This is a genomic window from Streptomyces desertarenae (genome assembly GCF_042681365.1).
In the GTDB taxonomy this organism is placed as follows: Bacteria; Actinomycetota; Actinomycetes; order Streptomycetales; family Streptomycetaceae; genus Streptomyces; species Streptomyces desertarenae.
The window spans coordinates 15018-36854 of record NZ_JBHUFU010000006.1; the positions used below are offsets into that span (position 1 = coordinate 15018).

General features: G+C 69.4%; 22 protein-coding genes and 2 pseudogenes. 22 read left to right on the forward strand and 2 right to left on the reverse strand.

What is annotated here, in order from left to right; all coding sequences use genetic code 11:
* The first annotated feature begins 125 nt into the window (after window positions 1–125).
* The 15 genes and pseudogenes from ACFSJS_RS11565 (at window position 126) to ACFSJS_RS11635 (ending at window position 15089) form a co-directional block, all read left to right on the forward strand.
* Entirely contained in the window at window positions 126–4025 is a 3900-nt protein-coding gene (locus tag ACFSJS_RS11565; protein WP_380899278.1) for a DNA-directed RNA polymerase subunit beta', read from the forward strand.
* A 379-nt stretch (window positions 4026–4404) separates the two neighbouring features.
* Complete coding sequence (locus ACFSJS_RS11570; RefSeq protein ID WP_380899665.1) at window positions 4405–4905, forward strand: DUF1707 and DUF4190 domain-containing protein; 501 nt, start codon at window positions 4405–4407, stop codon at window positions 4903–4905.
* A 396-nt stretch (window positions 4906–5301) separates the two neighbouring features.
* Window positions 5302–5673, forward strand: a complete 372-nt coding sequence (gene rpsL, locus ACFSJS_RS11575; protein ID WP_003948652.1) for a 30S ribosomal protein S12 — start codon at window positions 5302–5304, stop codon at window positions 5671–5673.
* 2 nt (window positions 5674–5675) lie between these two features.
* On the forward strand, window positions 5676–6146 hold the full coding sequence (gene rpsG, locus ACFSJS_RS11580; RefSeq protein WP_031510640.1) for a 30S ribosomal protein S7: 471 nt from the start codon (window positions 5676–5678) through the stop codon (window positions 6144–6146).
* 39 nt (window positions 6147–6185) lie between these two features.
* The gene (gene fusA, locus ACFSJS_RS11585; protein ID WP_380899279.1) at window positions 6186–8306 is read left to right on the forward strand and encodes an elongation factor G; all 2121 of its coding nucleotides are present in this window, start codon (window positions 6186–6188) and stop codon (window positions 8304–8306) included.
* Between the two features lie 226 nt (window positions 8307–8532).
* Window positions 8533–9726 (forward strand): elongation factor Tu, encoded by a 1194-nt coding sequence (gene tuf, locus ACFSJS_RS11590; protein WP_380899280.1) that lies wholly within the window; start codon window positions 8533–8535, stop codon window positions 9724–9726.
* 278 nt (window positions 9727–10004) lie between these two features.
* Entirely contained in the window at window positions 10005–10562 is a 558-nt protein-coding gene (locus tag ACFSJS_RS11595) for a hypothetical protein (RefSeq protein ID WP_380899281.1), read from the forward strand.
* A gap of 265 nt (window positions 10563–10827) precedes the next feature.
* Window positions 10828–11163: an STAS domain-containing protein gene (locus ACFSJS_RS11600; protein WP_380899282.1), complete on the forward strand. Its 336-nt coding sequence runs from the start codon at window positions 10828–10830 to the stop codon at window positions 11161–11163.
* Between the two features lie 552 nt (window positions 11164–11715).
* On the forward strand, window positions 11716–12189 hold the full coding sequence (locus ACFSJS_RS11605; protein ID WP_380899283.1) for an SUKH-3 domain-containing protein: 474 nt from the start codon (window positions 11716–11718) through the stop codon (window positions 12187–12189).
* Window positions 12182–12568: a YwqJ-related putative deaminase gene (locus ACFSJS_RS11610; protein ID WP_380899284.1), complete on the forward strand. Its 387-nt coding sequence runs from the start codon at window positions 12182–12184 to the stop codon at window positions 12566–12568. The genes ACFSJS_RS11605 and ACFSJS_RS11610 overlap by 8 nt, the downstream gene beginning before the upstream one ends.
* A gap of 81 nt (window positions 12569–12649) precedes the next feature.
* Window positions 12650–13003, forward strand: a pseudogene (locus ACFSJS_RS11615) (SUKH-3 domain-containing protein); the annotation flags it as partial.
* 44 nt (window positions 13004–13047) lie between these two features.
* Window positions 13048–13260 (forward strand): hypothetical protein, encoded by a 213-nt coding sequence (locus tag ACFSJS_RS11620; protein WP_380899711.1) that lies wholly within the window; start codon window positions 13048–13050, stop codon window positions 13258–13260.
* Between the two features lie 147 nt (window positions 13261–13407).
* The gene (locus ACFSJS_RS11625) at window positions 13408–13719 is read left to right on the forward strand and encodes a hypothetical protein (RefSeq protein WP_380899285.1); all 312 of its coding nucleotides are present in this window, start codon (window positions 13408–13410) and stop codon (window positions 13717–13719) included.
* Window positions 13720–14113: 394 nt separating this feature from the next.
* Window positions 14114–14839 (forward strand): contact-dependent growth inhibition system immunity protein, encoded by a 726-nt coding sequence (locus ACFSJS_RS11630; RefSeq protein WP_380899286.1) that lies wholly within the window; start codon window positions 14114–14116, stop codon window positions 14837–14839.
* Between the two features lie 16 nt (window positions 14840–14855).
* Complete coding sequence (locus ACFSJS_RS11635) at window positions 14856–15089, forward strand: hypothetical protein (RefSeq protein WP_380899287.1); 234 nt, start codon at window positions 14856–14858, stop codon at window positions 15087–15089.
* A gap of 338 nt (window positions 15090–15427) precedes the next feature.
* Here the strand turns inward: ACFSJS_RS11635 and ACFSJS_RS11640 are convergent, their stop codons facing one another.
* On the reverse strand, window positions 15428–15610 hold the full coding sequence (locus ACFSJS_RS11640; protein WP_380899288.1) for a hypothetical protein: 183 nt from the start codon (window positions 15608–15610) through the stop codon (window positions 15428–15430).
* Window positions 15611–16066: 456 nt separating this feature from the next.
* On the opposite strand from ACFSJS_RS11640, the gene ACFSJS_RS11645 reads away from it, so the two are divergent.
* The gene (locus ACFSJS_RS11645; RefSeq protein WP_380899289.1) at window positions 16067–17293 is read left to right on the forward strand and encodes a hypothetical protein; all 1227 of its coding nucleotides are present in this window, start codon (window positions 16067–16069) and stop codon (window positions 17291–17293) included.
* Window positions 17294–17366: 73 nt separating this feature from the next.
* Here ACFSJS_RS11645 and ACFSJS_RS11650 read toward each other — a convergent pair whose 3' ends face one another.
* A complete protein-coding gene (locus tag ACFSJS_RS11650; protein WP_380899290.1) occupies window positions 17367–17867 on the reverse strand; it encodes an SUKH-3 domain-containing protein in 501 nt (166 codons plus the stop codon).
* Window positions 17868–18707: 840 nt separating this feature from the next.
* Between ACFSJS_RS11650 and rpsJ the strand changes: the two genes are divergently transcribed.
* The 6 genes and pseudogenes from rpsJ to rpsS all read left to right on the forward strand — a co-directional run bounded on the left by rpsJ (window position 18708) and on the right by rpsS (window position 21835).
* The gene (rpsJ, locus tag ACFSJS_RS11655; protein WP_279557032.1) at window positions 18708–19016 is read left to right on the forward strand and encodes a 30S ribosomal protein S10; all 309 of its coding nucleotides are present in this window, start codon (window positions 18708–18710) and stop codon (window positions 19014–19016) included.
* Between the two features lie 14 nt (window positions 19017–19030).
* Window positions 19031–19678: a 50S ribosomal protein L3 gene (gene rplC, locus ACFSJS_RS11660; protein ID WP_380899291.1), complete on the forward strand. Its 648-nt coding sequence runs from the start codon at window positions 19031–19033 to the stop codon at window positions 19676–19678.
* A gap of 8 nt (window positions 19679–19686) precedes the next feature.
* Window positions 19687–20340 carry a 50S ribosomal protein L4 gene (gene rplD, locus ACFSJS_RS11665; RefSeq protein WP_380899292.1) on the forward strand — a complete coding sequence of 218 codons (654 nt, stop codon included), beginning with the start codon at window positions 19687–19689 and terminating at the stop codon, window positions 20338–20340.
* A gap of 11 nt (window positions 20341–20351) precedes the next feature.
* Window positions 20352–20663 (forward strand): annotated as a pseudogene (gene rplW, locus ACFSJS_RS11670) (50S ribosomal protein L23); the annotation flags it as partial.
* 39 nt (window positions 20664–20702) lie between these two features.
* Window positions 20703–21539: a 50S ribosomal protein L2 gene (rplB, locus tag ACFSJS_RS11675; protein WP_380899293.1), complete on the forward strand. Its 837-nt coding sequence runs from the start codon at window positions 20703–20705 to the stop codon at window positions 21537–21539.
* Window positions 21540–21553: 14 nt separating this feature from the next.
* A complete protein-coding gene (rpsS, locus tag ACFSJS_RS11680; protein WP_093660601.1) occupies window positions 21554–21835 on the forward strand; it encodes a 30S ribosomal protein S19 in 282 nt (93 codons plus the stop codon).
* Window positions 21836–21837 lie beyond the last annotated feature (2 nt).

The following is a 21837-nucleotide window of genomic DNA, read 5'->3' on the forward strand; positions in this document are numbered from 1 at the left end:
CCGCTCCCCTCCCGACGGGAGGGAGGGCGGTTCCCCGGCCTCCCCGGGACCCCCGTTCAGACCACCACAGAGCCCCCCGGTCCTGCCGACACGAGGGGCACAAACCCTGAGAGGGATTGACGAGAGTGCTCGACGTCAACTTCTTCGACGAGCTGCGAATCGGCCTGGCCACCGCTGACGACATCCGTCAGTGGTCCCACGGCGAGGTCAAGAAGCCGGAGACCATCAACTACCGCACCCTCAAGCCGGAGAAGGACGGACTCTTCTGCGAGAAGATCTTCGGCCCCACCCGGGACTGGGAGTGCTACTGCGGCAAGTACAAGCGCGTCCGCTTCAAGGGCATCATCTGCGAGCGCTGCGGCGTCGAGGTGACCCGCGCCAAGGTGCGCCGTGAGCGGATGGGCCACATCGAGCTGGCCGCCCCCGTCACCCACATCTGGTACTTCAAGGGCGTGCCCTCCCGTCTGGGCTACCTGCTGGACCTCGCCCCGAAGGACCTGGAGAAGGTCATCTACTTCGCCGCCTACATGATCACGTGGGTGGACGAGGAGCGCCGTCAGCGCGACCTGCCCTCCCTGGAGGCCCACGTCTCCGTGGAGCGCCAGCAGATCGAGCAGCGCCGCGACGCCGACCTGGAGGCCCGGGCCAAGAAGCTCGAGTCCGACCTGGCCGAGCTGGAGGCCGACGGCGCCAAGGCCGACTCCCGCCGCAAGGTGCGCGACGGTGCCGAGCGCGAGATGAAGCAGATCCGCGACCGCGCCCAGCGCGAGATCGACCGCCTGGACGAGGTCTGGAACCGCTTCAAGAACCTCAAGGTCCAGGACCTCGAGGGCGACGAGCTGCTCTACCGCGAGCTGCGCGACCGCTTCGGCACCTACTTCGACGGCTCGATGGGTGCCGCGGCGCTGCAGAAGCGCCTGGAGACCTTCGACCTGGAGGAGGAGGCCGAGAAGCTCCGCGAGATCATCCGGACGGGCAAGGGCCAGAAGAAGACCCGTGCGCTCAAGCGCCTCAAGGTCGTCTCCGCCTTCCTGCAGACCCGCAACAGCCCCAAGGGCATGGTGCTGGACTGCGTGCCCGTCATCCCGCCGGACCTGCGCCCGATGGTGCAGCTGGACGGTGGCCGCTTCGCGACCAGCGACCTCAACGACCTGTACCGCCGCGTCATCAACCGCAACAACCGCCTGAAGCGGCTTCTCGACCTCGGTGCCCCCGAGATCATCGTCAACAACGAGAAGCGCATGCTGCAGGAGGCCGTCGACGCGCTGTTCGACAACGGCCGCCGCGGCCGGCCGGTGACGGGTCCGGGCAACCGCCCGCTGAAGTCGCTGTCCGACATGCTCAAGGGCAAGCAGGGCCGCTTCCGCCAGAACCTGCTGGGCAAGCGCGTCGACTACTCGGCCCGTTCCGTCATCGTCGTCGGCCCGCAGCTGAAGCTGCACCAGTGCGGCCTGCCCAAGGCCATGGCGCTGGAGCTGTTCAAGCCGTTCGTGATGAAGCGCCTGGTGGACCTCAACCACGCGCAGAACATCAAGTCGGCCAAGCGCATGGTCGAGCGCGGCCGCACGGTCGTGTACGACGTGCTCGAAGAGGTCATCGCCGAGCACCCGGTGCTGCTGAACCGCGCGCCGACCCTGCACCGCCTGGGCATCCAGGCCTTCGAGCCGCAGCTGGTCGAGGGCAAGGCCATCCAGATCCACCCGCTCGTGTGCACCGCGTTCAACGCGGACTTCGACGGTGACCAGATGGCCGTGCACCTGCCGCTGTCCGCGGAGGCCCAGGCCGAGGCCCGCATCCTGATGCTGTCCTCGAACAACATCCTCAAGCCGGCCGACGGCCGCCCGGTCACCATGCCGACCCAGGACATGGTGCTCGGCCTGTTCTTCCTCACCACCGACGAGATCGAGGGCGAGGTCAAGGGCGAGGGCCGGTCGTTCAACTCCGTCGCCGAGGCGATCATGGCGTTCGACGCCCGGGAGCTGTCGCTCCAGGCGAAGATCGACGTCCGCTTCCCCGTCGGCTCGGTGCCGCCCCGCGGGTGGACCCCGCCGGCGCCCGAGGAGGGCGAGCCGGAGTGGCAGCCGGGCGACCCGTTCCGCCTGCGCACCACCCTGGGCCGCGCGCTCTTCAACGAGCTGCTGCCCGAGGACTACCCGTTCGTCGACTACACCGTGGGCAAGAAGCAGCTCTCCGCGATCGTCAACGACCTCGCCGAGCGCTACCCCAAGGTCGTCGTCGCCGCGGCGCTGGACAACCTGAAGTCGGCCGGTTTCCACTGGGCGACCCGCTCCGGCGTCACCATCGCGATCTCCGACGTCGTGGTCCCCGAGGCCAAGAAGGAGATCATCGCGAACTACGAGGCGCAGGACGAGAAGGTCCAGAAGCAGTACGAGCGCGGCCTGATCACGAAGGACGAGCGGTCCCAGGAACTCATCGCCATCTGGACGAAGGCGACCAACGAGGTCGCCGAGGCCATGGCGGAGAACTTCCCGAAGACCAACCCGATCTTCATGATGGTCGACTCGGGCGCCCGAGGAAACATGATGCAGATGCGCCAGATCGCCGGTATGCGCGGTCTGGTGTCCAACGCCAAGAACGAGACCATCCCGCGGCCGATCAAGGCGTCCTTCCGCGAGGGCCTGTCCGTGCTGGAGTACTTCATCTCCACGCACGGTGCCCGCAAGGGTCTGGCGGACACCGCGCTGCGCACCGCCGACTCGGGTTACCTGACCCGTCGTCTGGTGGACGTCTCGCAGGACGTGATCATCCGCGAGGAGGACTGCGGCACCGACCGCGGACTGAAGCTCGTGATCGCGTCCAAGGGCGCGGACGGCGTGCTGCGCAAGGCCGACAACGTCGAGACCAGCGTGTACGCCCGCTGCCTGGCCGAGGACGTCGTCGTCGACGGCAAGGTGCTGGCCCCGGCCGGCACCGACCTGGGCGACGTGCTCATCGACGAGCTGGTGCGGCACGGCGTGGAGACGGTCAAGACCCGCTCGGTCCTCACCTGCGAGTCCGCCGTCGGCACCTGCGCCATGTGCTACGGCCGCTCCCTGGCGACCGGCAAGCTGGTGGACATCGGCGAGGCCGTCGGCATCATCGCCGCCCAGTCCATCGGTGAGCCCGGCACCCAGCTGACGATGCGCACCTTCCACACCGGTGGTGTGGCCGGTGACGACATCACCCAGGGTCTGCCGCGTGTCGTCGAGCTCTTCGAGGCACGTACCCCGAAGGGTGTCGCCCCGATCTCCGAGGCCGCCGGCCGCGTGCGGATCGAGGAGACGGAGAAGACCAAGAAGATCGTCGTCACTCCGGACGACGGCTCCGACGAGACCTCCTACGGCGTCTCCAAGCGCGCCCGCCTGCTGGTCTCCGAGGGCGACCACGTCGACGTCGGCCAGCCGCTGACGGTCGGCGCCACCAACCCGCACGACGTGCTGCGCATCCTCGGCCAGCGCGCGGTGCAGGTGCACCTGGTGGGCGAGGTCCAGAAGGTCTACAACTCGCAGGGCGTGTCGATCCACGACAAGCACATCGAGATCATCATCCGGCAGATGCTGCGCCGGGTGACGATCATCGAGTCCGGCGACGCCGAGCTGCTGCCCGGCGAGCTGGTGGAGCGCTCGAAGTTCGAGAGCGAGAACCGCCGTGTCGTGGCGGAGGGCGGTCAGCCGGCCTCCGGCCGTCCGCAGCTGATGGGCATCACCAAGGCCTCGCTGGCCACGGAGTCCTGGCTGTCGGCGGCGTCCTTCCAGGAGACGACCAGGGTCCTGACCGACGCGGCGATCAACGCCAAGTCGGACTCCCTGATCGGCCTCAAGGAGAACGTCATCATCGGTAAGCTCATCCCGGCCGGTACGGGTCTGTCCCGCTACCGCAACATCCGGGTCGAGCCGACCGAGGAGGCCAAGGCCGCGATGTACTCGGCCGTCGGTTACGACGACATCGACTACTCGCCCTTCGGCACCGGCTCCGGCCAGGCGGTCCCGCTGGAGGACTACGACTACGGTCCGTACAACGGCTGAGTCGCACCGGGGGCTGCGGGTTCCGCGGAGCCCGCAGCCCCCGAGTCGCCGCTGGGCGGCCGTCCCGTACGGGACGGCCGCCCAGCGGCGTTCCCGGCCCCTCCGGGCGCGGTGGGGAGGGCCGCCGTACGGCGGCGCGCGTCCGCGGTACGGGAAACGACCCGTCGTGCGGGGAACTGTCCGGAGCCCCGCTGCGTCCTGGATGATGGGGACCCGTACGGGAGGCGTCCCGGGAGGTGTCCAGGTGGGTTTCGGTCCGTGGCAGGGAGATCAGCCCCCGGTGTACCGGGGGCCGGACAAGGCGGGCCCGGGGATGCCCGTGCCGCAGCCGGCGCAGCAGGTGCCCCAAGCGGTGCCGCAGCCGGCGCAGATGCCGATGATGAGAGCGTCCAACGCGGACCGCGAGCGCACGATCGACGTGCTCAAGGCGGGGTACGCCGAGGGCCGGCTCTCCCACGCCGAGTACGAGCAGCGGATGGCCCGGGCGCACCAGGCGCAGACGTACGGCGAGCTCCACGCCCTGGTGGCCGATCTGCCGCAGGGGCCGATGGCGGTGCCCCCGCCCGGACCGCAGCAGTACCCGCAGCCGTACCAGGGCGCGGTGCCGCGCACCTTCCTGCCGCCCCCTCCCCAGACGAACAACTCCGCCGTCGGCGCGATGATCTGCGGCATCCTCACCCCCTTCTACGGGCTCACCGCCATCCCCGCCGTGATCCTGGGCCACAAGGCGCGGGCGGAGATCCGGCGGACGGGGGAGAAGGGGGACGGCATGGCGGTGGCCGGCCTCGTCCTGGGCTGGATGGCGATCGGATTCGGCGCGCTGCTCCTCGTGCTCGCCCTGGTGCTGCTCGTGGCCGGGAACGGAACCGGGGGCCTCTAGTCGGCGCCGGGCGCGGCGGCCCGGCGGCCGCCTCGTCTCCGGGCGGGCTCGCGGGGGTTCGCACGGTGCGCCGGAGCGGCCGTCGGGAGCCGGTGGAAGCGGTCGGTGCGCCCTTCCGCTCCCCTCCCGCTGCCACTACGGTGGCATGGGCATTTGTTTTGACCGGAGCCGATGCGGTAGGTACGCTCTGACCTTGTGCCTGGGGTATCCCCTGCGCTCTCACACGCGCCGAAGCCGCGCGGGAAGTGAGAGCGGGGAGACCGAAATCTGCATGCTTCTCACCCAGAGGGCCCCGTGCTGACGGGAGTGTGCAGCATTCGACACGCCCGACCGCGTGGGTCGGCGAGTGGCCCGGGTTAGTTGTACCGAGACTGGCACACAGAAACCGGAGAAACGGTGCCTACGATCCAGCAGTTGGTCCGCAAGGGCCGACAGGACAAGGTCGAGAAGAACAAGACGCCCGCACTCGAGGGTTCGCCCCAGCGCCGCGGCGTCTGCACGCGCGTTTTCACCACCACCCCCAAGAAGCCGAACTCGGCCCTGCGTAAGGTCGCGCGTGTGCGTCTGACCAGCGGCATCGAGGTCACCGCTTACATTCCGGGTGAGGGCCACAACCTGCAGGAGCACTCCATCGTGCTCGTGCGCGGTGGCCGTGTGAAGGACCTGCCGGGTGTTCGCTACAAGATCATCCGCGGCTCCCTCGACACCCAGGGCGTCAAGAACCGCAAGCAGGCTCGCAGCCGCTACGGCGCCAAGAAGGAGAAGTAAGCATGCCTCGTAAGGGCCCCGCCCCGAAGCGGCCGGTCATCGTCGACCCGGTCTACGGCTCTCCTCTGGTGACCTCCCTCATCAACAAGGTGCTGCTGCACGGGAAGCGCTCCACCGCCGAGCGCATCGTGTACGGCGCCATGGAGGGCCTGCGTGAGAAGACCGGCAACGACCCGGTCATCACGCTCAAGCGTGCGCTCGAGAACGTGAAGCCGACCCTCGAGGTCCGCTCCCGCCGCGTCGGTGGCGCCACCTACCAGGTTCCGGTCGAGGTCCGCCCCGGCCGTTCCTCCACTCTCGCGCTGCGTTGGATCGTGGGCTACGCCCGCGCGCGCCGCGAGAAGACGATGACCGAGCGTCTGATGAACGAGCTGCTCGATGCCTCCAACGGCCTCGGCGCCGCCGTGAAGAAGCGCGAGGACACCCACAAGATGGCCGAGTCCAACAAGGCCTTCGCGCACTACCGCTGGTAGTCGCTTACCCCATCGAGAACCGAGAGAAGACTGAGCCTTATGGCTACCACTTCACTTGACCTGGCCAGGGTCCGCAACATCGGGATCATGGCCCACATCGACGCGGGCAAGACGACCACCACCGAGCGGATTCTGTTCTACACCGGTGTGAGCTACAAGATCGGTGAGGTCCACGACGGCGCTGCCACCATGGACTGGATGGAGCAGGAGCAGGAGCGCGGCATCACCATCACGTCGGCCGCGACGACCTGCCACTGGCCGCTCGAGAACGTCGATCACACCATCAACATCATCGACACGCCGGGCCACGTCGACTTCACCGTCGAGGTGGAGCGTTCCCTGCGCGTGCTCGACGGTGCCGTGACGGTGTTCGACGGGGTGGCCGGCGTCGAGCCGCAGTCCGAGACCGTGTGGCGCCAGGCGGACCGCTACGGCGTTCCGCGGATCTGCTTCGTCAACAAGCTGGACCGCACCGGTGCCGACTTCTTCCGCTGCGTCGACATGATCGTCGACCGCCTCGGCGCGCAGCCGCTGGTCATGCAGCTCCCGATCGGCGCCGAGGCCGACTTCCAGGGCGTCGTGGACCTGGTCCGCATGAAGGCGCTGGTCTGGTCGGCCGAGGCCGCCAAGGGCGAGATGTACGACATCGTCGACATCCCGGCCGACATGGCGGAGCAGGCCGAGGAGTGGCGCGGCAAGCTGCTCGAGGCCGTCGCGGAGAACGACGAGGAGCTGATGGAGCTGTACCTGGAGGGCGCCGAGCTCTCCGAGGAGCAGCTGTACGCGGCGATCCGCCGCATCACCATCAACTCCGGCAAGGGCGACGGCACCACCGTCACCCCGGTGTTCTGCGGTACCGCGTTCAAGAACAAGGGCGTGCAGCCCCTGCTCGACGCGGTCGTGCGCTACCTGCCCTCGCCGCTGGACATCGAGGCCATCGAGGGCCAGTCGCCGTCCGACGCCGACGAGGTCATCAAGCGCAAGCCGTCCGAGGACGAGCCGCTCTCCGCCCTGGCGTTCAAGATCATGAGCGACCCCCACCTGGGCAAGCTCACCTTCGTCCGGGTCTACTCGGGCCGCCTGGAGTCCGGCACGCAGGTGCTGAACTCCGTGAAGGGCAAGAAGGAGCGCATCGGCAAGATCTACCGGATGCACGCGAACAAGCGTGAGGAGATCGAGAGCGTGGGTGCCGGCGACATCATCGCCGTCATGGGTCTGAAGCAGACCACCACGGGCGAGACCCTCTGCGACGCGAACGCTCCGGTGATCCTGGAGTCCATGGACTTCCCGGCCCCGGTGATCGAGGTCGCCATCGAGCCGAAGTCCAAGGGCGACCAGGAGAAGCTGGGTGTCGCCATCCAGCGTCTGGCCGAGGAGGACCCGTCCTTCCAGGTCAAGACCAACGAGGAGACCGGGCAGACCATCATCGCGGGTATGGGCGAGCTGCACCTTGAGGTGCTGGTCGACCGCATGAAGCGCGAGTTCAAGGTCGAGGCGAACGTCGGTAAGCCGCAGGTGGCCTACCGCGAGACCCTGCGCAAGCTCGTCGAGAAGGTCGACTACACGCACAAGAAGCAGACTGGTGGTTCCGGCCAGTTCGCGAAGGTGCAGATCTCGGTCGAGCCTCTCGAGGGCGACGGCTACGAGTTCGTCAACAAGGTCACCGGTGGCCGCATCCCCAAGGAGTACATCCCCTCGGTGGACGCCGGCTGCCAGGAGGCCATGGAGTTCGGCGTGCTGGCGGGCTACCCGCTCACCGGTGTGCGGGTGACGCTGCTCGACGGCGCCTACCACGACGTCGACTCCTCCGAGATGGCGTTCAAGATCGCCGGTTCCATGGCCTTCAAGGAGGCCGCCCGCAAGGCCAGCCCGGCCCTGCTGGAGCCGATGATGGCCGTCGAGGTCACCACGCCCGAGGACTACATGGGCGACGTGATCGGTGACATCAACTCCCGCCGTGGCCAGATCCAGGCCATGGAGGACCGCGCCGGCGCCAAGGTCGTCAAGGGCCTGGTTCCGCTGTCGGAGATGTTCGGTTACGTCGGTGACCTGCGCAGCAAGACCTCCGGTCGCGCGAGCTACTCGATGCAGTTCGACTCCTACGCCGAGGTTCCGCGGAACGTCGCCGAGGAGATCATCGCGAAGGCCAAGGGCGAGTAGCGCACATTTCGCGTCGCTATCCACCCATTAGGCTGGAGCACAAGGCATTCGGGTCCCCGCCGCCGGACGGCACGTCCGTCCGGTGGCGGGTGCCCGGCGGCCCGCCCACCCAGATTCGAAACGGTCAAGGGCGTCCCCCTCGGGGTCCTGACCGGTTCGGCACGACCACCTGAACCCCTTCCGCAGAGCGCGGGGGAGTACAGCACCAGTCCACAGGAGGACCCCAGTGGCGAAGGCGAAGTTCGAGCGGACTAAGCCGCACGTCAACATCGGCACCATCGGTCACATCGACCACGGTAAGACCACCCTTACCGCGGCGATCACCAAGGTGCTGCACGACGCCTACCCCGACCTGAACGAGGTCTCGGCGTTCGAGAACATCGACAAGGCTCCCGAGGAGCGTCAGCGCGGTATCACCATCTCCATCGCGCACGTCGAGTACCAGACGGAGTCCCGTCACTACGCCCACGTCGACTGCCCGGGTCACGCGGACTACATCAAGAACATGATCACCGGTGCCGCTCAGATGGACGGCGCCATCCTCGTGGTCGCCGCCACCGACGGCCCGATGCCGCAGACCAAGGAGCACGTGCTCCTGGCCCGCCAGGTCGGCGTTCCGTACATCGTCGTCGCCCTGAACAAGGCCGACATGGTGGACGACGAGGAGATCATGGAGCTCGTCGAGCTCGAGGTCCGTGAGCTGCTCTCCGAGTACGAGTTCCCGGGCGACGAGGTTCCGGTCGTCCGCGTCTCGGCGCTGAAGGCGCTCGAGGGCGACGAGCAGTGGGCCCAGTCCGTCCTCGACCTGATGAAGGCCGTCGACGAGTCGATCCCCGAGCCGGAGCGCGACGTCGAGAAGCCGTTCCTGATGCCGATCGAGGACGTCTTCACCATCACCGGTCGCGGTACGGTCGTCACCGGCCGTATCGAGCGCGGTGTCCTCAAGGTGAACGAGGAAGTCGAGATCATCGGCATCAAGGAAGAGAAGACCAAGACCACGGTCACCGGCATCGAGATGTTCCGCAAGCTGCTGGACGAGGGCCAGGCCGGTGAGAACGTCGGTCTCCTCCTCCGCGGCATCAAGCGCGAGGACGTCGAGCGCGGCCAGGTCATCATCAAGCCGGGCTCGGTCACCCCGCACACCGAGTTCGAGGCCCAGGCCTACATCCTGTCGAAGGACGAGGGTGGCCGCCACACCCCGTTCTTCAACAACTACCGCCCGCAGTTCTACTTCCGTACCACGGACGTGACCGGCGTCGTGACCCTCCCCGAGGGCACCGAGATGGTCATGCCGGGCGACAACACCACCATGTCCGTCCAGCTGATCCAGCCGGTCGCCATGGAGGAGGGCCTGAAGTTCGCCATCCGCGAGGGTGGCCGGACCGTGGGCGCCGGCCAGGTCACCAAGATCGTCAAGTGACCCGGTCCGCCTAGGCGGATTCACCGGCTCCGGCCGGCGAGAGGGCCCGTACGACCGCGAGGTCGTACGGGCCCTCTCCGCGTTCCGGTCCCGGCCGGGACGCGCGGCGCCAGCCGGCGGGAGCGGGAGGCGGCCCACACCCGGCGGCACGGGGGCTTCCCGACACGCTCCCGCCTCCGGCCGCGCTCTCCACCGGTCCTCCTCACGCCGGGCCGCGCCGAGGCGCGAGGCGCCGACTAGGATCGCCGGACCGGAATCGGACCGACGGAGGGCGAGACATGCGCAAGACGGTCACCGGACTGGCCGCGGTGGCGGCCGCCGTCCTGCTGGCGGGCTGCGGCGGGGGCGCGGACGGCGATGCGGCGGGAAAGAAGGACGGAGCCGCCGGGGCGTCCGCACAGCAGCCGGACGGCGGCCGCAGCGAGGGCGCGGAGGGCTCCGGCGGCTCCGGCGGCTCCGGCGGTTCCGGGGAGGGCGGCACGGGCGGTGACCGGGGCAGCGGCGGGAGCGGCACGGGCGGCGGGGGAGCCGGCGGTGGCGAGGTCACGCGCACGGTGACCCTCGAGGTCGACGGCGAGGGGAAGACGCAGATCCACTACACCGCGGACACCGACGCCACCGAGCAGGCCACGCTCCCGTGGAGCAGGACGGTCGAACTGTCCCTGACGGAGGCCGAGCGGAAGGCCGGCGTCCCGGTGACGATCGTGCCGGGCACCGTGATGGGCGACAACGGCGAGTTCACCGCCGCGTCGTGCGTCATCAAGGTCGATGGGAAGAAGGTCGACGACAACGGGAACGGCAAGGACATCTCCGGCTGTACGTACGAGGTGAGGTAGCGGACGGCGCCGCGGGCCCGCCCGCCGGGGAGGCCGCGGACGCCGCGGTCCTCCGGAGCTTCCCGCAGCGGACTCCGCGACGCGGGCCGCCGCCCCGGAGGGTCGGGAGTCCCGGCCGGACAGGGCCCGTGGTGCATATGCCAGAGGCGCGTTCTGGGAGGATGTCCGGGTATGCGGGTCCCTGCGCCGGCGATCCTCGCCCGGGCAGAGCCCGGGGGCTGGACGCGGCAGGGGCGGCCGCAGCCCGACGGAGGGGGGAGGGATTGTGGGGGTCGTCGCTGCGTCCGAACCGTACGGTCCCCTGTGGTACCTGTCGATCCGGGGAGAGGTGGACTTCACCACCGTCGAGCAGGTGTCCGCCGCCGTGCGGACGATGCTGCGCGTGCACCAGGGCCCGGTGGCGGTCGACACCGCCGACCTGGTCTTCGGCGACTGCCAGTTGCTGGGGGTCTTCATCGGGGTCGCCGCGCAGCGCCCCACCGCGCTCGTCGCGCCGCCGCCCTCGCTGGTGCGGCTGATAGAGGTCACGGGGGCCGGGAAACTGCTGCCGTCCTTCCCGACCCTGCGGCAGGCGCGCGCGTACCTGGCCGCCGGGGCGTGAGGACACCGGCGTCCGGGCGCTGGGCCCGGAGCCGGACCGCACCGCGGAGCCGGCTCCGGGAAGCCCCGTCCCCCGCAGCCGCTCGGCCGCGGCCGGACCCTGTTTCCCGTCGCCCTCCGTCACCCCTCTCCGGCATGGCGCCCGAAGGACCGCGTGACGGACTCACGCTCTGGCGGAGGGAGTTGGGCGGTGGGGTATGTGCTGCCCGGGGGCGCGGACGCGGTGCTGGACCTCATCGGCGTGGGCCGGCCCAACGTGGACGGGGACGACCACCTCGGCGGCGCCCTCCCCAAGGCGTGTGCAGCATCGTGGGCGCCCACCAGGAGAACGAGAGGCGCACCAAGGGCAGGTTCGCCACGGTCGGCACCCCCGATGCTCCCGGCGGCAGGGGGGACCGGGGGCGGCCGGGAGGCCCGCTCCCCGGCGGAGGAGGCGGGGGCGGCGACGGCCGCTCCGAGCGCCGCAAGCCGCCGTGCACCTCCCGTGAGCACATGCTCCCCGTTCTCGGAGCGGCGGCCCACAGGTGAGGAGACAGGAGAGGATGGAAGGCCGATGAAGTCCCCTCTGCCTCGGCAGGAGGTTGAATCCTGGCTTCGTCGGTACGGGTGGAGCCCGGAACGTGATGTCGGTGCCGAAGCGGACGCGCTCATCCGGAAGGCCCGGGAGCAGGCGGCCGAGTACGGAATCTCCTACGCCCCCTCGGGGCATGCGCGTGCCTTCGTCCGGAACTACGGGGGCCTGAAAATACTCCTCCACGAGAGTCCGGAGAACTATTTCCTCGCAGATCCCGGATTTCCCTGCAAGGGAGGTGCCGAGGAGATCGGGGAGTTCTCCCGCGAGTTGGGGGAAGAACTCTTCCCCGTGGGGTACGACTCCTACGACGGGGCCGTCATGTTGGTGGACGGCCGGGGGCGTTTTTTCGTCATGCACCACACGGGGAACTACTACCTGGCCGACGAAGCCCTGCAGGCCGTCTGGAACTTCAAGAAGGGTGACACCCAGGACGCGGAGGACTTCTGTGTCTGACGGCGTTCCCGGCGCCGCCTCCCTGCTGATCCGGGGCACGGCCGTGAGCCGGACCAACCTGACGGGGGAGGGGAGTCCCGAACTGCACCCGGCGGTACGGAGGTTCTACGACTCCCTCCCTCCGGAGCGCCGGGAGCCGGTCATCGGGTACTGCGCCGGGTCCGCACTCGTCTCCGACCGGTTGTGGCGTCTGGACCAGGAGCGCGGCGACGGCCGTACGACCACCCTCGACGAGGCGCGTCCGCACTCCGAGGGCTCGGCGATCATGTCCCGGAAGATCCGTGAGCACGGCGCCCCCGAGCACGGGCAGCCCACGCCGGCGTGCCGCTCGTGCACGGCCCTCCTGGAGGGGCTGTCCGTGCAGGTCCTGAGCGCGTGAACCCGTGAGGGGGTGGCCCGTGGAGCGTCCGGCGCTGCGGGCGGGCGGCTGGAGTCCGGGCAGGAACGTGCGGAGGCAGGCATGACGGCGCTGCTGGAGGTGCTGAGCGTCGTCCCCCCGAACCGGGGCCCGCAGGCGTCCGGGGGGCTCTTCGACGCCGCCGAGCGGGCGCTGTGCGAGTTTTACGGCCTGCGTGTGACGGCGGTCGGGCCGGGAAGGGACTGCGCGGCCACGGGAGCCGTCGTCGACCCCGCCCTGGCACGGCACGCCCACCGCGCGTTCGGCGAGCCGGCCCGGGCGCTCGGCGTCCGGCTCTTCCCCTTCGGCCGCACGGACGGCGACTCGCTGCTCGCCGTGGACGGGTCGGGCCGTCCCCTCGCCGTGGACCACGGCGGATGGTGGCTGCTGGGCGGCTTGCCGGCAACCGGTCTCGAAGCACTGGCGCACGGGCACGCGCCGCACCGGCTGGAGGGCCGCCGGTGGCAGTGGCGGCTTCCCCGGAGTGGGAACGGTCCGGTGGGGACGCGCTGCGGGTGGCCACGGTCGCCGTCCACGTCCTGCACCGCCACGGTGTCCACGGCGCCCGGGCGTTGTGCGTCCTGGTCACGACGCTGCGCGGATTCGGGGCGGTGGCCTTCGACGGGCGGTTCGACCTGCACCCCGCCACGCTGGGGAGAACGCGGACCTCCTGACGCGGGGGTCTGCGAGGCCCTGGAGGTGGCCGGCGCCGCCCTGCGCGGCGCGGAACTCGCCGTCTCGGTGCTTCCGCCGCCGGACCCGGGCATGCCCCTGGCCTCGATCCACTTCCGCCGAACCGTCCCAAGGACAGCACGTACACGGTGGAGATCGATCTGGTCCTCGATGAACACGTCGGGGTGCCTGGCTTCCACGTCCCCTGCCGACAGAGCGTCGTGAGGGAAGTCCTCGAGGTTGAACGTGACGATGAGTTGGGCTTTTGCCCGGATGGCCGCCGCGAGGACGTGGCGGTCATCCGGGTCGGGGAGTTCGAGGGCCCCGATGAGAGGCTCGTAACCCTTGACCATGCAGTCACGCACGGCCCTCATCATGGCCTCTCCGGTCCGGTCGAGCCGGATGCAAACGCCGAGTACTACCAGGCCGAGGACCCGCTTGCCTGGCTGGACGACATGTGAGGCGGAGATCTGATCGTCAAGCGCGAGTGGCGCACTCCCCGGCCGCCGTCTGTGTGAACGCCGGGACTTCTCGTTGAACAAGCCCGTCAACACTCTCGCCGAGGCAGAGGCTCACGCCCGGCACGCGACGGGGTGGTCGATGTGGTCGGCGAGTAGGCGGCTCCTACTGGCTGGTGACACCGGACGGCCGGAGCTGAACCAGGCGAGTAAGGAAGTGGGGAGATGCCCGCGGCTCAGGCTCCGGCGAATCGACTCGGCGTCCCTGTCCAGGTTCCGGCGGACGAGGTGGGCTTCTTCCCCAGACTGCCCCGGCCAGGAGCCGGTGATTTTTCATGACGGGTGCCGGAGGGCTTTCCCGCCCATCACGGAATGACAATTGAGAGGTGTGTCACCGATGAAAATTCTCGGCTTCTATGAAGAATTCTGGCCGACGAGCGCAGGGACTCCTGACGGGTCCATCCGAGAATTCCTGGCGGACGACCCCGGAGTTCTGGAGGAGGAAGCCGCCGACTACCTGAGGGGTGGGCGTGAAGTATTTGCCTCCATGGGGGTCACCGAAGACATACTCGGTTCCGGTGAAATCATCCTGGGAGGCGGATCCGTCCACACCGATGGCGAGTGGATCTGGCGCGGGGACCTCGGGTTCTACCTGCTCAAGTATCACCTGCGCCTGCCAGGAGACTTCGTGGACAAGATCCGGACGGCGGTGAGCCACACCCTCGCGGTCGGGGACGGAAAGCTCGTGGAGTTGACCTACGAGGTCATGCGCATCCTCAGCAGCCCCAGGCGGACGGTTCCGCCGAGTCAGACGGAGCCGGTGGACTGGAAGGCGCGCTTCCCGGCTGTGCACAGGTTGTTGGGCGCGCACCTCAGCCAGGCGTTTCCTCACAGGTACTCGTCGCGCAGAGAAGCCATCGACGACTACATCACAGCGGCGGAGAGGGAGGAGCGGAGGCAGCTCGTCGACGAGATGAGAACGCTCCTGCGTCCTGCGGGGACCGACGACCGTCTGGCCGAAGCCGCCGAGGCGCTGGGGCTTGCGATCGAGCCGCCCACGGGAGTGGCGCAACGCCAGTGGTTCAGGGACATCGCCGACATCGTTGCCCGGGTTTCCGCGTGAACGCCGAGTGGTGACCATGGCTTCACTTGTGTATTTCACCAAGCTGTCCGAGAAGGATTCCAGCGTCCGCTACGCCTTCGGGGAGGATCCCACGGAGATGGTCCGCTCCCTGACGATCGACAAAGGGACCCGCAGGTCGAGTCCGGACGACGAGAACACCGACTATCTGTTCCTCAAGGCTTCTCGGAAGATCAACTGGGTTTACGGCGAGTCCGGGTCCTGGCCCGAGCGCGGCATGGGCGCCAGTTGAGGCCGACTCTCCTGGGGGCACCGTCCGCAGGGTGATCAGGAGACGGGCCTTCGGGCCGTGTGCTGATGCCCAGCGCCCCAAGGTGCACCCTGGGGCGCTGGGTGGAGGGGAAAGGAAGCGTCTTTCCGGTTCCCCGGAGGTGGGTTCGGGGAATCCCCCTGTTCGTCGCAGGGGACAACGGGCGGGGACTCGACGTGAGGAGTCCTGATCCGGGGCGGAGTCGGCAGGTGCCCTTCGGTGGACGGGTGTGGTCGGCGCGTGTCCAGGACGCACGGCGCGTACGACGGGCAGGAGTCTCGTCCTGTCCCGCCGTCGGCTCCCCACGCGGGCTTCCGGTATCAGTGGTGGTGCTGGACCCAGAGGACGAGCAGGCCGACCAGAGCGCTGCCGGCGGCGGTCGCCGCCCCGCGCAGGAAGGACCAGGTGATCATCCGGCCGTAGCGCCGTACCGAGGCGCGCCGGGTCCGCCTACGCGGTCGGCCGGACTCTGCCGATGGCTGGGGTGTGTCGGTGGACCGCATGAGCACTCCTTCGTGTCCGATGCACAAGGAATTCGGCGGGACGGCCCCTTCGGCGGGAGCTTTGCTCCGGCGGCGTCGGGGCGGGTCGTCCGCGGGATGCCGGAGACGGTAGGTCGGCCCGCGGACGCGGTCATGCCGCAGGCGTCCACCTGCGGTGGACCCGTCCGGCGTCGAGCGGACCGGCCTTGACACGGGCCCGGAAGGGCCTGGTCCGGCGCGCGTCGCCGCGCTGGAGCCTCGTCGCAGGTCCCAGGGGGCGGGCGATGGACCGGAGACGCTCCGTCCGCCGGGCGGAGCGGGACGGGCCGGCCGTCGGAAACGCTCCTCCGCCCGATGAGCGTGGAGCAAAAGTGGAACCGTGCCCGTGCGGACGGGGGCGGGGGCTAGCGTCGGAGCATGTTGTCCACAGGCGACGATGCCGGCTGGGCCGGTACACCCTGCACGTCCCGTCTCTGGGTGCTGACGATGGACATGTACGACTTCCACGCCCGGCAGGGCGTGGCGGCGCTCGGTCAGGAGTCCCCGCAGCGGACGTCGGAGGGAGCGCCGGAGGAGCGTTCGCGGCGGGAGGCGTGCGCCGGCTACCTGCGGGCTGCGATTCGTCTGGAGGAGGAGCTGAGGAGGCAGGAGAGGAACATCGCGGCGGAGGCGGTCGCCCGCGGGATCCCTTTCAAGGTGATCGGCCATGCCCTCGACATCGGGAAGAGCGCGGCGCACAAGGCGTACTCCGGTCTGACGCTCTCCCGTCCCGGTCCCTCCTGCCTCTCCCCGGAGTGGTGCGAGGAGCGGGGCGAGACCGGAGTCGCACGCCGGCTCGTCCGCCGGACGCTGTTCGTCACGCACGTCGGCACGCCCCGCTCCCTCTTCCGCCCCACCCGGGAGTGGATCGGAATCCTGGCCTGCCTGAAGGCGGCGCGCCTCCTGCGCAGGTCCACAGAATCGACCGTCCGCGAACTCGTAGCAGAGATGCGGGCCCTGGGCGCCACCTGGCGGTCCATCGGGGAGAACCTCGGGGCGGAGGTGACGGCCGCCCAGAAGAGGTACGGCGCGGGGCTCCCGGACAGCAGGCACGACGAACTGCGGCGCGAGAGGGAAGCCGCCGAGCTGCTGTTCGACGGGCAGGCGGCGCTCGACCGGGCCGGCTCCGAGGAGATCCACCCCAGCGTCGCCCTGAACTACGCCGTCGACATCCTCAAGAGGGCGCGCGCGCACTGTGTCGAGTACGGCAGCTTCCTCCAGGAGCTGACGGCTTCCGGCGGCCCGCGCCCGGGCCAGGCCGACGACCTGTCGTGGGTCGACCGTTCGGCCCATGGGATCGCACAGGCGGTGGCCGCCCTCCTGGAACCGGGGGTGCTCGACGCGGCCCTGCTGGTCGCCCAGGCATTCGACAAAGCGGTCGAGCGGGATCGCATCGAATACACGCCGCTCGTGCTGTACGTCTTCTTCCTGTTCTCCCTGTCCTTCGTCCATGCCTCCGAGAAGTTCAGGATCTGCATGAGTCTGCGCCCGGGGGAGGGGACCCCCGACGATGTCGAAGCGTGCGTCAACGCTGTGATCAACGGCGTCGGTGTCGCCGGCATGGCTCTCGACGTGATGGAGACGCTGCAGATCCAGAACCTCTTCTCGCCGGGCGCGCCGACCGTCCTCACCGAGGTGCTCAGGGGCGAGCGCCGCGTGTACTGACCCGAGAGGCGGGGATCCGGTTCGTGTTGATCACCGCCGTCCACTCCCGTGGCTCCGGCCGGGCATGGTGCCCTTACGCGTCCCCGCCTGCCGCGGTATCGGGAGCCTCCGGGGCGCGGTGGTCCTCCACCGGGCCCTGGTCGCCGGTCATCAGGCTCGACAGCGCCTGCGTCTCGCCGGTGCCCAGGAACGACGGGCCGGTGTGGTGGAGGTGGAAGAACCGGCCGAGGTCGTCGGCGAGCACCAGGCCGTTCTCGGCGGTTTCGTGGCCCACGGGGAAGAGGTCCCGCCCGAGGTACTCGGCGAGGTCCGTGATCTGCTCCGCGTCGCCCTCGTACCCCACGGCCGGGTCGGCGACAAACCTCCTCTCCGGGGCCAGGGGGAGGGGGAATGCGAGCGGTGCGAACGACCGCAGGAAACGCAGGGCCCGTTCGGACGGCCGCAGGGGGAACCCCCGGCGCGCCGAGTCGTCCACCCGCCACCGGACGAGGCGGTCCGCCTCGTCCCGGCCGGGGAACCAGCCGCCCGCGCGCAGCCAGTCGGCGATCGTCCGCCGGGGGAGCGGGGGTCTCACAGGAGGGCTCCTTCGCCGTTGCGTGGTGGTGGACGGTGCCGAACCGTTCGTCCCATGCTTCGGGCCGCCGGACGGCGGGCCCGTCGTGCTCCGGGGGAGCACGGGAGACCCCGCGTTCGGCCGCCTCTTTCTGAATCTCCGGGCAAGGGCGCCCGCCTCCCCGAAGTCATGCTCCGGCTCCGGCCGTACCGCCGGAACCAGGCCTCGGCCTCTTTGCCGAGCCGTCGACCGCTGCACGGGCCGAGGGCCGAGGGCTCCACGGCGGGCACGCAGGGTGCGGGGATGCGGCCCTTTGGTGTGGAACCCCCGGATCACAGGACCGTCCGACCTCCGCAGGGAGAGGCATCCGTGCACAGAGGCATCGCACAGGGGTGCTCAGGGGCACCGCGCGGTGCCCGGGGCGATGATCCGACCAATGAGGCGCCGGGTCCGGCGGGTGGCCGGGGCGGTGTGATTGAGGAGAGCCGCCGCGGGGTACCGTCATGGGCCGGATTGGCATCGGCGCGGCCCCGTGTGGCAGACTGTCCGGGTTGCTCGGTTGAGTGCCGATGCTGCGCGCCTCCCGCCGGGAGGACCGGAAGCGAGTCCCAATGTATTCGTCGCCCCTCATCAGGGGCGGAAGTACGGGAATCTTCCGGGAAGCGTGGGCGGGGTACCAGCCAGGCGCCCGGTGGGTTTCCTCCCCCGGTTCCGCGGTCCTCGCGCCGCGTCCCCACGACAGGGAAATCCCAGGGATCTCCATGGTGGCAGGGATGCGACACGCCCGACCGCGTGGGTCGGAGGAGGGCAAGGTCTCGCCGGGTCCCAGAGCGTGACGAGAGACAGGACCACGAAGTAGCCATGGCGGGACAGAAGATCCGCATCCGGCTCAAGGCCTACGACCACGAGGTCATCGACACCTCGGCGAAGAAGATCGTCGAGACGGTGACCCGTACTGGTGCGTCGGTCGCGGGCCCGGTGCCGCTGCCCACTGAGAAGAACGTGTACGTCGTCATCAGGTCGCCGCACAAGTACAAGGACTCGCGCGAGCACTTCGAGATGCGTACCCACAAGCGCCTGATCGACATCCTCGACCCGACGCCGAAGACCGTTGACTCGCTGATGCGCCTGGACCTGCCGGCCGGCGTCGACATCGAGATCAAGCTCTGAGAGGCCCGGTAGAGATGACCACCAAGCAGATCAAGGGTGTCCTGGGCGAGAAGCTCGGCATGACCCAGGTCTGGGACGAGAACAACCGTGTCGTCCCGGTCACCGTCGTCAAGGCCGGCCCCTGTGTCGTCACCCAGGTGCGTACCGCAGACAAGGACGGCTACGAGGCCGTCCAGATCGCCTTCGGCGAGATCGACCCGCGCAAGGTGAACAAGCCCCTCAAGGGCCACTTCGCCAAGGCCGACGTGACCCCCCGCCGCCACCTGGTGGAGCTGCGTACCGCTGACGCCAGCGAGTACACGCTCGGCCAGGAGGTCAGCGCCGACGTGTTCGAGGCCGGCGTCAAGGTCGACGTGACCGGCAAGAGCAAGGGCAAGGGCACCGCCGGTGTCATGAAGCGCCACGGCTTCGCCGGTCTCGGCGCCGGTCACGGCACGCAGCGCAAGCACCGCTCCCCCGGCTCCATCGGTGGCTGCGCCACCCCGGGCCGCGTGTTCAAGGGCCTGCGCATGGCCGGCCGCATGGGCAACGAGCGGGTCACCACCCAGAACCTGACCGTCCACGCCGTTGACGCGGAGAAGGGCCTGCTGCTCATCAAGGGCGCGGTTCCCGGTCCGAACGGCGGCCTCGTCCTGGTCCGTACCGCGGCCAAGGGGGCCTGAGGTAACCGATGAGCACCATTGACATCCTTTCGCCGGCAGGCGACAAGGCCGGGACCGTCGAGCTCCCCTCGGAGATCTTCGACGCGCAGGTCAGCGTTCCGCTGATCCACCAGGTCGTCGTCGCACAGCTGGCCGCTGCCCGCCAGGGCACGCACAAGACCAAGACGCGCGGCGAGGTCCGCGGCGGCGGCAAGAAGCCGTACCGCCAGAAGGGCACCGGCCGCGCCCGCCAGGGTTCGACCCGCGCGCCGCAGTTCGCCGGCGGTGGCGTCGTGCACGGTCCCGTGCCGCGCGACTACTCGCAGCGGACCCCGAAGAAGATGAAGGCCGCCGCCCTGCGCGGTGCCCTCTCCGACCGGGCGCGCCACAACCGCATCCACGTCGTCACCGGCGTGATCGAGGGCGAGACCCCGTCCACCAAGGCCGCCAAGGCGCTGTTCGGCAAGCTCAGCGAGCGCAAGAACGTGCTCCTGGTCGCCGAGCGGACCGACGAGGCCGCGTGGCTCTCCGCCCGCAACCTGCCCCAGGTCCACATCCTGGAGCCGGGCCAGCTGAACACCTACGACGTGCTCGTCTCCGACGACGTGGTCTTCACCCAGGCCGCCTTCGAGAGCTTCGTGGCCGGCCGCCAGGCCGTCGAGCGCGAAGGGAGCGACGCCTGATGAGTGAGGCGACCGTCACCAGCAAGACCTTCACCGACCCCCGCGACGTGCTGATCCGCCCGGTGGTCTCGGAGAAGAGCTACGCGCTGCTGGACGAGAACAAGTACACGTTCATCGTCGACCCGCGCGCCAACAAGACCCAGATCAAGCAGGCCGTCGAGGCGGTCTTCTCGGTCAAGGTCACCGGGGTCAACACGATCAACCGGCAGGGCAAGCGCAAGCGCACTCGGACCGGCTACGGCAAGCGCGCCGACACCAAGCGCGCCATCGTGACCCTCGCCGAGGGCGACCGTATCGACATCTTCGGCGGCCCGGTCTCCTAACGGAGGTCGAGCCGTCCGATATCGGACGAGGACTGAGAAATGGGTATCCGCAAGTACAAGCCGACGACTCCGGGCCGTCGTGGCGCCAGTGTCGCCGACTTCGTCGAGATCACGCGGTCCACGCCGGAGAAGTCGCTGGTCCGCCCCCTGCACAGCAAGGGCGGCCGTAACAACGCCGGTCGTGTGACCGTCCGCCACCAGGGCGGTGGCCACAAGCGCGCCTACCGCGTGATCGACTTCCGTCGTCACGACAAGGACGGCGTGCCGGCCAAGGTCGCGCACATCGAGTACGACCCCAACCGGACCGCGCGCATCGCGCTGCTGCACTACGCCGACGGCGAGAAGCGCTACATCCTCGCTCCGGCCGGCCTGAAGCAGGGCGACCGGATCGAGAACGGCCCCGGCGCGGACATCAAGCCGGGCAACAACCTCTCGCTGCGCAACATCCCGGTCGGTACGACCATCCACGCCATCGAGCTGCGGCCCGGCGGCGGCGCGAAGTTCGCCCGCTCCGCGGGTGCCTCCGTGCAGCTGCTGGCGAAGGAGGGCCGCATGGCCCACCTGCGCATGCCGTCCGGTGAGATCCGCCTGGTCGACGTCCGCTGCCGCGCCACCGTCGGCGAGGTCGGCAACGCCGAGCAGTCGAACATCAACTGGGGCAAGGCCGGCCGTATGCGCTGGAAGGGCGTCCGCCCGACCGTCCGCGGTGTGGTCATGAACCCCGTCGACCACCCGCACGGTGGTGGTGAGGGCAAGACCTCCGGTGGTCGTCACCCGGTCTCGCCGTGGGGCAAGAAGGAAGGACGTACTCGCTCGCCGAAGAAGGCGAGCAACAAGTACATCGTCCGCCGCCGCAAGACGAACAAGAAGCGCTAGGAGGCGGGTTTTCGATGCCGCGCAGTCTCAAGAAGGGGCCTTTCGTCGACGACCACCTGATCAAGAAGGTGGACGCCCAGAACGACGCAGGCACCAAGAACGTCATCAAGACCTGGTCCCGCCGCTCCATGATCGTCCCGGCCATGCTGGGCCACACGATCGCGGTGCACGACGGCCGCAAGCACGTCCCGGTGTTCGTCACCGAGTCGATGGTCGGCCACAAGCTCGGCGAGTTCGCGCCGACCCGCACCTTCCGCGGCCACGAGAAGGACGACCGCAAGTCGCGTCGTCGCTGATC

Excerpts from the sequence above, each read along its gene's own strand:
- rpsS (WP_093660601.1), top strand. The coding sequence starts at position 21,554 with ATGCCGCGCAGTCTCAAGAAGGGGCCTTTCGTCGACGACCACCTGATC.
- ACFSJS_RS11630 (WP_380899286.1), top strand. The coding sequence starts at position 14,114 with ATGAAAATTCTCGGCTTCTATGAAGAATTCTGGCCGACGAGCGCAGGG.
- ACFSJS_RS11595 (WP_380899281.1), top strand. The coding sequence starts at position 10,005 with ATGCGCAAGACGGTCACCGGACTGGCCGCGGTGGCGGCCGCCGTCCTG.
- rplD (WP_380899292.1), top strand. The coding sequence starts at position 19,687 with ATGAGCACCATTGACATCCTTTCGCCGGCAGGCGACAAGGCCGGGACC.
- rplC (WP_380899291.1), top strand. The coding sequence starts at position 19,031 with ATGACCACCAAGCAGATCAAGGGTGTCCTGGGCGAGAAGCTCGGCATG.
- rplB (WP_380899293.1), top strand. The coding sequence starts at position 20,703 with ATGGGTATCCGCAAGTACAAGCCGACGACTCCGGGCCGTCGTGGCGCC.
- rpsJ (WP_279557032.1), top strand. The coding sequence starts at position 18,708 with ATGGCGGGACAGAAGATCCGCATCCGGCTCAAGGCCTACGACCACGAG.
- ACFSJS_RS11635 (WP_380899287.1), top strand. The coding sequence starts at position 14,856 with ATGGCTTCACTTGTGTATTTCACCAAGCTGTCCGAGAAGGATTCCAGC.
- ACFSJS_RS11570 (WP_380899665.1), top strand. The coding sequence starts at position 4,405 with ATGAGAGCGTCCAACGCGGACCGCGAGCGCACGATCGACGTGCTCAAG.
- fusA (WP_380899279.1), top strand. The coding sequence starts at position 6,186 with ATGGCTACCACTTCACTTGACCTGGCCAGGGTCCGCAACATCGGGATC.
- ACFSJS_RS11640 (WP_380899288.1), bottom strand. The coding sequence starts at position 15,610 with ATGCGGTCCACCGACACACCCCAGCCATCGGCAGAGTCCGGCCGACCG.
- ACFSJS_RS11605 (WP_380899283.1), top strand. The coding sequence starts at position 11,716 with ATGAAGTCCCCTCTGCCTCGGCAGGAGGTTGAATCCTGGCTTCGTCGG.
- rpsG (WP_031510640.1), top strand. The coding sequence starts at position 5,676 with ATGCCTCGTAAGGGCCCCGCCCCGAAGCGGCCGGTCATCGTCGACCCG.